This window comes from Methanosarcina sp. (assembly GCF_028693135.1).
Lineage (GTDB): Archaea > Halobacteriota > Methanosarcinia > Methanosarcinales > Methanosarcinaceae > Methanosarcina.
On record NZ_JAQUVZ010000009.1, the window covers coordinates 77344 to 89909 of the forward strand.

At 39.9% G+C, this 12566-nt stretch carries 7 protein-coding genes and 1 CRISPR repeat array; all 7 genes read right to left on the bottom strand.

Annotated elements, in window-relative coordinates:
* Positions 1–1033: 1033 nt before the first annotated feature.
* On the bottom strand, positions 1034–1885 hold the full coding sequence (locus tag PHF18_RS06475; RefSeq protein ID WP_300099976.1) for a UbiA family prenyltransferase: 852 nt from the start codon (positions 1883–1885) through the stop codon (positions 1034–1036).
* Positions 1886–2218: 333 nt separating this feature from the next.
* Positions 2219–3529, bottom strand: a complete 1311-nt coding sequence (locus tag PHF18_RS18065; protein WP_367279156.1) for a PGF-pre-PGF domain-containing protein — start codon at positions 3527–3529, stop codon at positions 2219–2221.
* A 597-nt stretch (positions 3530–4126) separates the two neighbouring features.
* On the bottom strand, positions 4127–4372 hold the full coding sequence (locus PHF18_RS06485) for a DUF2683 family protein (protein WP_300099979.1): 246 nt from the start codon (positions 4370–4372) through the stop codon (positions 4127–4129).
* A gap of 87 nt (positions 4373–4459) precedes the next feature.
* A CRISPR array of direct repeats spans positions 4460–9694; the repeat unit is 37 nt; unit sequence GTTTCAATCCTTGTTTTAGTGGATCTTGCTCGCGAAT.
* Between the two features lie 112 nt (positions 9695–9806).
* Complete coding sequence (cas4, locus tag PHF18_RS06490; protein WP_300099982.1) at positions 9807–10514, bottom strand: CRISPR-associated protein Cas4; 708 nt, start codon at positions 10512–10514, stop codon at positions 9807–9809.
* A 15-nt stretch (positions 10515–10529) separates the two neighbouring features.
* Complete coding sequence (gene cas2 / locus PHF18_RS06495; RefSeq protein ID WP_300099985.1) at positions 10530–10820, bottom strand: CRISPR-associated endonuclease Cas2; 291 nt, start codon at positions 10818–10820, stop codon at positions 10530–10532.
* A gap of 127 nt (positions 10821–10947) precedes the next feature.
* The gene (cas1, locus tag PHF18_RS06500) at positions 10948–11919 is read right to left on the bottom strand and encodes a CRISPR-associated endonuclease Cas1 (RefSeq protein WP_300099988.1); all 972 of its coding nucleotides are present in this window, start codon (positions 11917–11919) and stop codon (positions 10948–10950) included.
* Entirely contained in the window at positions 11907–12566 is a 660-nt protein-coding gene (locus tag PHF18_RS06505) for a CRISPR-associated endonuclease Cas6 (protein WP_300099991.1), read from the bottom strand. The genes cas1 and PHF18_RS06505 overlap by 13 nt, the downstream gene beginning before the upstream one ends.

A 12566-nucleotide genomic window follows, 5' to 3' on the forward strand; every position in this document is an offset into this window, starting at 1 on the left:
TTGTTTTAGAGAACCTTGCTCGGGAATGTATATCGACCGATATTTCCCGGGTATTTCTGCAACTGGAATTCAAAATGCCCTGTGTGGATATAAACCTGTAGGACCATATATACAAAGATATTACTTTTAATTGTCAAAGTTTATATACTAATCCGACATATACATACATAGAATCCGACGTATGTATACAGGGCAATCTAGTAGTTGAATTAGTTCGTCGGGTTCGTTCGTAAAAAAACATATCCATATGCGGGTGATGTTGTGTGTTTCAACCACATGACACCACTCCTCCATCCTTAATATCTAATTCTCATTTTGACGGATGTTTCTCGCAAATATTGAAGTACAGGTTATTGTGTTGGTTTTTCTGGCAATTTGGCTTCGTCTTTCATAATAGATCTGCTCAAGAATAATTTTTATTGCACTTGTTTGGAAAAAACCACCTGATGTTTCCGTCCTTTTTTTAGTGGTTCTTGTTCGCGAATAATGGCCTTTTGATTAATCAATGTTTTAACTCTGAGTTTCTCTTAAAATTTAGTATTAGGAAATATAAAATACATATTCCTGATGATGTTCTTGGTATTACGGCATTAAAAAAAGCCATAAATCATTTCTGCTAAATAAGCAAAAAGCGCACCTAAATCGATAGCAAAAAGCATGTCAATATTCACCTCTTATTAGCTGCTCTTTTTCTATGAAGTGTTTTAGGAACTTTGGATATTTAATTGGTTTTGCATGTTAAAATGTTACAATGTGGGGGTAGACATTACCAAAACTTATACCATGGCTTCTTATTTCCTGGCGTTTCGATGGCATTCTAATTGATGAGCGTTTGAACCTGCAGGAAGTAGTTATTATACGTTATTTTAAGATTCTATTTATTCTGGCTGTTCTTATGTTTCCATCTTTGTTTTAGTGGATCTTGATCGCGAATCCACCATTGGGGCAGAATCCCCGAAAGTGCGGGCTAATTCCCGCACCTGTCCGTTGCACATGGTGTTAAGAGGCTTAGAATCAAATTGCTACCAGACTTTCACCTGACCATTCGAATGAGTATGAAAATTAAGAATGCCGCCAATCCACTCAGGTAGATCCAGCGAATATAAATTCGCCGATTTACTATTCTCGAGTCTAGCAATTTACTCGTTGAGTACAGAATAACTACATCCATCAGTAAAATGGAAAACAGATAAATCCACTCTAACCAGCCCAACAAAAACGGCAAGCTACTTGCAACAATCACCAGTAAGAAAATCGCTCCGCTGATTTTCAACGCGTTTTCGCGGCCAAGTACCAGAGCTAAGGAACGGGACCCTGCCTGACGATCGCCTTCGACATCCATACCATCTGCCGCAATTTCTTCCCCTAAATTTATAAGCGACACTATGATTGCGAAAAACCAGACTATTATTTCAAATGGTTTACCTACTACTATACCACCAAAAACAAAAGTCATACCAACCGAAAAGCTAACCATCAGATTTCCAATCAAACCAGCCTTTTTGAACCGCCAATTGTAAAGAAAACCCACTGCCCAGACTAAAATAACTACTAACAAAGCCTCCAGGCTTATCAGGTAGCCTATGATAAATCCAAGCATTGTCACTACAATGGAGAGTAAAACAACATCTTGCTCAGTAACAAGCCCTGCCGGGAGCGGCCTTTCCGGCGCGTTTATTCTGTCACTTTCGATATCAAAATAATCATTCAGGATCAGAGCAGCAGCCGAAATAAAAAAAATGCTTAGAAACCCCAATACAATTTCGGTCATTGTGGGGAGTTCACCTAATGCCAATAATTCCCCTAATATCACGCACACCCCCGCAATAAGTGGCAGCTCAAAACGGAATAAGCGAAACAGACCCAGCATTCTTGTTCTAAACATAACAGTATTTCCTCTCACAATTGACTCAATATTTGCAGCCCAGCTATTAAGATACGGAGGGTTTCAATCCTTTTTTTGGTGGATCTTGCTTACAAGCGAACGGCCTACACTTGATAAAAAAGAGATAAATGTTGGGGACGGTATTTGTGTTGAGGAAGGTCTTTGAGAAGATTACGAAATAATCCCTGGCACAATTGGTATATATCACTATTTTCTACTCATTTTTCTATAATGTTGACATCATTTGGAGTGAATACACCAAATATGTCAGATTTTCATACTAAATATGCCAGGTTTTCATACTTCATTTGTTACTACTTCATTTGTTAGACTTCATTTTTTCATGCTTTTTAACATAATCCCGACTACTGCCAGAGATACAACCACGATCACGACACTCAGTACGGTATTTTTGTCCTTCTTAGACTCTGTTTCTTCGGGATTTCCCAGTTCGCCCACGGATCTGCTTTCAGCAGAAATCTGAGTGCTTTCTTCCGGGGTCTTCTGCGAGTCATTGCCGGTAATCGCAAAAGATGCATAGCCAGGAACTTCTGAAGTGAAGTACAGATACTTATCAGTCTGTCCTGTCAGATTGGCTGGCAGCTGCTCCCAGGTTTGTTCTTTGTACCTGTTAAGCACTATAGAAGCAGGATCGATATGCTCTTCCTGGACCCATGCCTTTTCTACCCTGAAACTCAGGACAGGATTTTCTATTTTCTTTGAGGTTGAATATCCGGCGGTTCCTACCCACACATTAAAGGATTTGTAGACCTCTCCATCAGGCAGGTCTGATACAAGTACGGACTTGCCCTTTAATTGCTCAACAGTGGTTGTGGTCTTGCCTACACTTTCAACCGAATCAAAGTCCACATACACAACACAGGTTGCACCCTTTGCAAATTCAAACCTGACAGCCTCACCGTTTGTAATGAATACCTTTGAAAGCTCCCTTACTTCAACATTATTTGCAGGCTCAGGAGACACGCTGTCGCCACCTCCACTACTGCTCCTGCTGCTGCTTCCACTGTCATCAGGGGGAGTTACAGGGGACTCCTCAGGAGTTGGGGTTGGGGTTGGTTCAGGAGTTAGATCTATTGGTTCTGTTGGATCTGTAAGATTAGTCGAATCTGCTGGATCAGTCGAATCTGCTGGATCTGCTGGATCTGCAGTATCTTCTGTATCTGCTGGATCAGCTGGATCTGCAGTATCTTCTGTATCTGCTGGATCAGCTGGATCTGCAGTATCTTCTGTATCTGCTGGATCAGCTGGATCTGCAGTATCTTCGGTATCTGCTGGATCAGCTGGATCTGCAGTATCTTCGGTATCTGCTGGATCTGCTGGATCTGCAGTATCTTCGGTATCTGCTGGATCAGCTGGATCTGCAGTATCTTCTGTATCTGCTGGATCTACTGGATCTTCTGTATCTGCTGGATCTGCTGGATCAGAAGTTGGCTCAGGGGTAGGTTCAAGAGCAGGATCCTGGTGCTTCTCCAGAGGCACCAGAGGCTCATCAGCAGAAAAAAGTGCAGCAGACGTACTGCCAGAAATAACCTGAAGTATAAGAGCTACTGTAAATAAAATGAAGAATATCCTTTTTGCAGTCAGAATAACACCCCTGTGTTTTTTAATTCCGTTATTGCCCACACTATATAAATTAATATTTATTTTCTCCTGATTCAACCCTTAATTAAGTCACTGGAATTTGCACTCTCGGCTGTGTGTCCAGGATAGACTCATTTTTATTGTACCGTTTTTTGTCACAGATTGAGAGGTTTTTTGCTTTCGAATCCGAACTCATATCATGTATGGATGTTTTTAGACCGCTGTTTCAATCCCTGTTTTAGTGGATCTTGCTCGCGAATACCGCTTAGATTGACAAAGTTGACGGAAAAATTAAGTTTCAATCTCTGACGAGTTTTCAAACCAGTTGCAATCAGGATCTTTCGATTTCACGTCGATGATCAACATCAATATACATCGTCATGATGACCATAATATTCCAGAATAACAATTTTTTCCTTTTCATCCACAGAAAAAAGCAATACAAAGTGAGAGTCAATATGCACTCTTTTCCAGTGATTGAGAGGGGATCTCAAATTTTGGTATCTGTGAGGGTCCTGAACTATCTCATTCACCTTGCTGAATATAATTTCAACCTGTTTTTTGTCTTTTTTGCCAGCTTTTCAACAGTTTTGTTGAACTTCTGGCCTTACCTATAGCCGATACATGTCAGGTCAACAGTTAAGCATTTTTTTCAAGCATTTTTTTCCAGTTCTCAACTGTTCCCACATCTATAAGCTCCTGGTTCATGATTTCCCGGGCCTTTTCAACAAATTCAGGTCTAAGCTCAGGCTCCATAAGTTCTTTTTCATATTCAGCTGCCATACGCATAATAGCAGAACTTTTATCTTTCAAGCCATATTTGGCTTTTATAATATTAAGGATACGATTTGTTTTTTCGTCAATATTGATCATTGCCTGGACCATTATGTATACACCATATATACATTGAATATATACCATAGATATATATTTAATTATGAACCGGGTCATACCGGCGAAAAAAGCGATCCTGTTTTAATCCTTGTTTTAGTGGATCTTGCTCGCGAATATTTTTGCCCTGAACAAAAGCAGTCAGCCACGTCTGTTTCAATCCTTGTTTTAGTGGATCTTGCTCGCGAATTCATCATATTATTCCGAGATCTAAGGGGGGGAGTGAGTTTCAATCCTTGTTTTAGTGGATCTTGCTCGCGAATTGCGCCATATACACATATTTACAAGTGTCATAACTGGTTTCAATCCTTGTTTTAGTGGATCTTGCTCGCGAATTTTACAGATCGTACTCATTTATTATTTCCTCTTTAGTTTCAATCCTTGTTTTAGTGGATCTTGCTCGCGAATAACTCCCTGAAAGTACGGGGGCTTTGTCACTAGCTGTAGTTTCAATCCTTGTTTTAGTGGATCTTGCTCGCGAATTTTTGAACTCCTCAAATAGTTTTATATATGTCTACTTATATACATTATAGTTTCAATCCTTGTTTTAGTGGATCTTGCTCGCGAATTTTAGAGAGGGGATTCGGAAGAGATATGCGGTACATTGTTTCAATCCTTGTTTTAGTGGATCTTGCTCGCGAATAACTAGAGGTAACCCCTGCTATATTTAGCGAATATGGTTTCAATCCTTGTTTTAGTGGATCTTGCTCGCGAATAAAAAGGAGTTGAAATGAATGGAACTTGAAGATCTGTTTCAATCCTTGTTTTAGTGGATCTTGCTCGCGAATGGTATAGAATCCATGTCAACGTCACACAAAAATACGTTTCAATCCTTGTTTTAGTGGATCTTGCTCGCGAATTCAGAATCACCCTGCCCTAATTCAATATCATAACTCAGTTTCAATCCTTGTTTTAGTGGATCTTGCTCGCGAATTTGCAGCATATTTACGTACAAGAAACCATGATACAGTTTCAATCCTTGTTTTAGTGGATCTTGCTCGCGAATAATAGATCAGCTGTCCGGACTTGGCTTTTCTGCAACGTTTCAATCCTTGTTTTAGTGGATCTTGCTCGCGAATATTCGCGAGTACAAATTTTAAGTGCTGCCAGAATGTGTTTCAATCCTTGTTTTAGTGGATCTTGCTCGCGAATGGCTTCCGGCTTGTTAGTTCGGAACAACCTAATTGTGTTTCAATCCTTGTTTTAGTGGATCTTGCTCGCGAATCGGAATATGAAGATAGGTTACCGATGAGTACGGGGGGTTTCAATCCTTGTTTTAGTGGATCTTGCTCGCGAATCTGGGAAGTTGTCAACGGTCTTAATGTTGGAAATGATGTTTCAATCCTTGTTTTAGTGGATCTTGCTCGCGAATTCGACCTGAAAATTAACGGTGTCCGGGTCGAAAGTTTCAATCCTTGTTTTAGTGGATCTTGCTCGCGAATAGGGCAAGCCCGGAAAGGTTAGAAGCCGTATTAAAATGTTTCAATCCTTGTTTTAGTGGATCTTGCTCGCGAATTAGGTCATTCCTTCAATTGCGTCAGTGTTCTTTGAAGTTTCAATCCTTGTTTTAGTGGATCTTGCTCGCGAATAGCATGGGTTATGCCCAAAAGGAACGAACACTGGTACGTTTCAATCCTTGTTTTAGTGGATCTTGCTCGCGAATTTTATTGTAGTAGTAATTACGTATGTAAGTAGATAGGTGTTTCAATCCTTGTTTTAGTGGATCTTGCTCGCGAATCCGAAGAGTCCGGCATGTAGCATGATGGTCTGGAAAGTTTCAATCCTTGTTTTAGTGGATCTTGCTCGCGAATTTTTAGTCCCCCGGTTCTTTTTTGATTGCCCAAAGAGTTTCAATCCTTGTTTTAGTGGATCTTGCTCGCGAATCCCCCTGTTATAAGATTTATTTAGACTTCCTTTTTAGGTTTCAATCCTTGTTTTAGTGGATCTTGCTCGCGAATCGCGTCTGCCCTGCTACGGATAGGATCATCCACTATGTTTCAATCCTTGTTTTAGTGGATCTTGCTCGCGAATGCGACAATGACATTATTGGTGTAGCCTGATGTTCTTGTTTCAATCCTTGTTTTAGTGGATCTTGCTCGCGAATAAAAAATATTATACCGGCAAGTGCGGTATATGGAAGGTTTCAATCCTTGTTTTAGTGGATCTTGCTCGCGAATGCTGTTCAGGAGTGTAGTTTTTGAGCCCTTCGGTTTCAATCCTTGTTTTAGTGGATCTTGCTCGCGAATAATACCAAGGTTATTGAAATACTACGCAACTGGCGAAGTTTCAATCCTTGTTTTAGTGGATCTTGCTCGCGAATATTTGTGGGCATTGTGTGTCTGACTGTCGTCCTAATATAGTTTCAATCCTTGTTTTAGTGGATCTTGCTCGCGAATTTTTTCAAGTCTTTTTGTTTCTGTAGCAGACATTTAGTTTCAATCCTTGTTTTAGTGGATCTTGCTCGCGAATTGAGGAAAACAAAGATAACCCTAAGTACGTTGAAAGTTTCAATCCTTGTTTTAGTGGATCTTGCTCGCGAATCTAAATTACTAATTTCATACCATCCTTCATAATTTTGTTTCAATCCTTGTTTTAGTGGATCTTGCTCGCGAATAATATCAGTGGGAAAGAATATGAACATTTCCTAAAATGTTTCAATCCTTGTTTTAGTGGATCTTGCTCGCGAATTCTGATCCTATGTTGGAATTGCTTACTGAAGATGGGGTTTCAATCCTTGTTTTAGTGGATCTTGCTCGCGAATTAACATACCATGTTGCTGTTGCTTCCTTTGAATAATGTTTCAATCCTTGTTTTAGTGGATCTTGCTCGCGAATATCAATATCTATTACAGTCCATGATATGTCGTCGCGGTTTCAATCCTTGTTTTAGTGGATCTTGCTCGCGAATATGGGCAGTTTGTACCCAATTCGATGAAGTATGGGAGTTTCAATCCTTGTTTTAGTGGATCTTGCTCGCGAATTGTAGTAGAAAACCAACACGCTGAATCCTTCATAAGTTTCAATCCTTGTTTTAGTGGATCTTGCTCGCGAATATCGCCCCAGAAGCTGCGCTGGCAATGACATCATTGAGTTTCAATCCTTGTTTTAGTGGATCTTGCTCGCGAATCTGGTCGTTAAGGCCTGCACCCTCCAGAGTATATTGTTTCAATCCTTGTTTTAGTGGATCTTGCTCGCGAATCATCCGAGAATAGATGATTTGCTTTGTGACGATTGGGGTTTCAATCCTTGTTTTAGTGGATCTTGCTCGCGAATATGGTCCTAAAACGCTGAAGTTTCAGTTAGTTCAGTAGTTTCAATCCTTGTTTTAGTGGATCTTGCTCGCGAATCATTCATCTCCAATAGTATATGAGTATATTATCTGTGGTTTCAATCCTTGTTTTAGTGGATCTTGCTCGCGAATAATGAGAGACATTGAGAGAACATCTGAGAAGTGTAGTTTCAATCCTTGTTTTAGTGGATCTTGCTCGCGAATGAAAGCCGGTTTTTGGGCACATTGTATGAAAAATAAGTTTCAATCCTTGTTTTAGTGGATCTTGCTCGCGAATCTGAGTTTTATACAAATCATACTGCGCTCGATTATTGTTTCAATCCTTGTTTTAGTGGATCTTGCTCGCGAATCGGACCCGTTAAACCAATCATCCCCTTTTTTGTAGTTTCAATCCTTGTTTTAGTGGATCTTGCTCGCGAATATTATTCCGAGTCACATGGAAAAATGACTTAGAGGCTAGTTTCAATCCTTGTTTTAGTGGATCTTGCTCGCGAATGTTAAAAAGACAGTTGTGGAAGAGCCTTCACCAAGTTTCAATCCTTGTTTTAGTGGATCTTGCTCGCGAATCAAACTTTCCCATTTCCTTGGGAATCATGTCTACCAGTTTCAATCCTTGTTTTAGTGGATCTTGCTCGCGAATTATGTTTACCTGCCGATTACCCTACCCTAATTTGGTTTCAATCCTTGTTTTAGTGGATCTTGCTCGCGAATGCCTTTGATGAATACACATCTGGATACATGAACCACATGTTTCAATCCTTGTTTTAGTGGATCTTGCTCGCGAATTAGGAAAACAGCTCGGAATAGATGCAGAAACGCCTTGTTTCAATCCTTGTTTTAGTGGATCTTGCTCGCGAATAATTTGAAGTTCTATTGAAACCCTCCGACTCCACAAGTTTCAATCCTTGTTTTAGTGGATCTTGCTCGCGAATACCCATTGCATACATATAAGTATTACGTATTTGTATAGTTTCAATCCTTGTTTTAGTGGATCTTGCTCGCGAATGTATGTATATAGGGCAGATGGTAGGCATCAGGGTTTTGTTTCAATCCTTGTTTTAGTGGATCTTGCTCGCGAATCTATATATATGAATTTACATATGCGCAACTACTATAGTTTCAATCCTTGTTTTAGTGGATCTTGCTCGCGAATATTGTTACTCAGTGTCGAGTTGGTGTTCTGAACAGCGTTTCAATCCTTGTTTTAGTGGATCTTGCTCGCGAATCCTAAAAAAACAATCCTACAGTATGAAAACAGGATGTTTCAATCCTTGTTTTAGTGGATCTTGCTCGCGAATATCGGGCAGAACAGTTTAAAATATATTTTAAGGAGTGTTTCAATCCTTGTTTTAGTGGATCTTGCTCGCGAATGGGAGAAATAGCGGGAGAATGAACCGGAATCTGCAGGTTTCAATCCTTGTTTTAGTGGATCTTGCTCGCGAATAACGATGGATTCACAGACGGTTCGGATTTCTTGTTCAGTTTCAATCCTTGTTTTAGTGGATCTTGCTCGCGAATCGTAATAATGACGTTCATATGAATTTGCGATCATCAGTTTCAATCCTTGTTTTAGTGGATCTTGCTCGCGAATTATATAATTGATCCTGAGAAATACAAAGCGTTTTAGTTTCAATCCTTGTTTTAGTGGATCTTGCTCGCGAATCGTCTATCAGCTTTTCGGCTTCCACGGATTCACATCGTTTCAATCCTTGTTTTAGTGGATCTTGCTCGCGAATGCGGGGAAAATGAACTGCCATACGGATGGTTATGTGTGTTTCAATCCTTGTTTTAGTGGATCTTGCTCGCGAATTCAAAACACGATACGCCATACTCAATATTGTTAGAGGTTTCAATCCTTGTTTTAGTGGATCTTGCTCGCGAATTTCGTTGGTTGGCACTACAATTGATCCCACTCTCCGTTTCAATCCTTGTTTTAGTGGATCTTGCTCGCGAATCCAGATTAAATATTTTCTGATGGAATATATTTTCTAGTTTCAATCCTTGTTTTAGTGGATCTTGCTCGCGAATAGGGCAAAAATTTCCGGCGTTTGGCCAGAAAAGGCTTAAAATGAGCCCTTTTTCGGGGCTAAAATTCTTGCTGGAAAATTATCAAACCCTTTATAAATACAAGAAAAACATCTCATACGCAGATATTCCGGTAACAGCAATCTACGCATTTTCTAGAAGATCTGGTTGTCTTGGGATATAAGCCTTTTTGAATGATATCGATGATTTCCTCTATTATTTTTTCAGCTTTTTTGAAATCAGAGGCGCTGATCTCCATTTCTTTGACAAGGCTGTTACTGCGGGTAAAACAGAGGTATGCGCGGTTTACTTCAATATTGTAATTTTCACGGATCAAAAGTGCCTGCAAGACCAGCTGGAATTTATAGGTTTTAAAAATCTTGTCTTTATACTCGGCAAATTTGTATTCAAGAGGAGCAGCGGTTCCGTCTTCAAGAAACAGCACCTCGTCAACTATTCCTTTTATATGATGCTGTTTTGAAGCAATAAAAACTTCACTTTCCTTCCTTGTGCAGTTCAGTTTTTTCCTTACATAATCCCTGTTTGTAAGTTTCCTTGTTTCATGGACTTCACGACCTTTGATAACCTTGAATCTTTTTTCTTCATACTGGGGGATATCAAGGCAGTACATATAGTAAATGAAGCGGGAGCAGAACAGGTATTCAAGAACATCTGAAATTCTTATTATTGTTCCGGAATCATTATCAGAATAAGGTTCAACGGCTGTACAGTCCTCATCTTCGGGATCGATTTCAACGTCTGTATCTTTTTCAACGCCTGTTTCAGCCTTTTCCTCATTCACCGAAAACTCAGAACTCGTCATATGAACCTCAAAAACTCAGAAGAATTTAGTAATAATTTCATCGCTTACAAGCTCTTTATCAAAGGCCTGACCTATCAGCTGAACCTTTTTAAAAGATTGGTCATCCATGGGAAAAATATATACAGAATCCCTATCAGTGTCTATCAATTCTTCACACTCAATGCCCAGAGAATCTCTATCATTCGAATTAAGGTCTCCAAGAAATACACTTTTCTGAACTCTGTAAAGCCCATAGTTTTTACAGCGGTCACTGACTTTCTGACGGACTCTGTTTTCCGTAATGTCATATATTACCCAGACAAGCAAACCCAATCCCCTCTACTCTTATTCTTACCGAATTCTAATCTTATACTTACCAAATTCTAATCCTATTCTTACCGAATCTTACCGAATATTACATTATTAGCTTCACAAACTTATAACGTTAAAATTTTTATTTCCCGATAAGGCTGTTTGCAATCCTGTGGCAGTCGAACTGGATTGTGTTTCCAATTTTGATATTCCTGCCGCGGTAAGTAATATCTTTATCAAAGGTTTCATTGACCGCCTGGATAAGGACGGATTTTCCTTCCTTATTGAGAGTCATGCCGTTTGGGATCTCATCAAAAAAACTCTCTGACACCTGTTTTTTTGAGAAAAGGTTGAAAACAGTCCTGTCAATATAGATGCGGTACATCTCAATTAGGTCAAACACAAAAGACTTTTTATTATAGTCATCAGTATGGTTAAAGCCGACATAAGGGTCAAGCCCGGCTATAATGCACGCCTTTTCAACCCTGGAATACAAAACTCCATATCCGTAATTCAAAAGGCAGTTGAATTCATCCTTTGCAGGGCTCCGGCTTCTGCCTGAAAACGTCCATTTATCTGGGAGAAGAAAACTCAAAGCTCCGAAATAATTGCGCGATGCCATTCCCTCAAGGCCCATGATTTTTCCCCGCATTTCATCAAGTTTCCCCTCAAGGGCTTCAAGCTGGGCTTTCATATCTTCCATCCCAGAAATGTAATCATCAAGTTCGTCCTTCTGATCAGGCCGATTCTTTTTGAGGTCTTTCAAAAAAAGGATCTGGCCATCGACCTTCTGCTCAATCCAGCTTTTTGCAAGCCTGAACCCTTCCGGCTCTTCCGAAATTTCAAGCTGCCTTCTTCTGATGTATGTTGTGCTCCCGAGTTTTGAGTGCCAGACCCTGCCGTAAGGGTCTCCGAAATGGTCCAGAAAAACGATGTCGATATTGTTTTCCACAGCAAATTTGATCGCATCTGTAGTTATGGTTGCAGATGTTGTAATCAGAATGCTGTCCACTTTTTTTTCTGAGACTTCGAAGACCTTATCATCAACTTTTACAAGAAAACAGTTGTTCTGCTTTTTTAGAAATGAGCCGTGGGTGTTGATTACAAGCTGCATCGTTTCACCGTGCCAAAACCGCGAGATACGGATTTTCCAAGGCCGAAATAGTCCGGAATGAGGAAATTTACCATAAATTCCCCCTTGAAAGTGGCAATTTCTACCCCTTTCATTCTACCAGTACCAGGACGCAAATTTGTCTCGCATTTGATTTGTCCCGGAACAGTGTAGCCAAGGGACTTGGACATGGATAGAATGTTTCCTACCAGAGTTTTTCGGAGGAGTTCTTTTTGTTCGGTAAGATCCATCTTTTTGTATCTATCAGTGAAATTTTCCTGGTTGAGGGCAAACCAGGGAGTTTCGAAACTGTAGGTGTGGAATTTGTCGGAAAGGCCGAACTCCTGTTCTTTAAAGGATACTTTTTTTTCCAGAATTTCATACGTGGATTCATCTAGCTTGATTTTGTCATATTTAGTGTAAATTTCCTGAAGGACTTCTACACCCTCGTTTATTCCGAAAACTAAAGGAATGCCATTCAAAATTTTATATTGGACTAAAGGATACATGTAAATTACTTTATCGCAGTTATGCTGATGCAAAAGTACATATTCATTAAACCGAGTCGCGAAAAACCCTCGAAGTTTTGAGGCATTTGGTCCTACTTTTCGGTCAGGGACAAGAGTTAAAGTTAGCGTTTTGACTTTCAT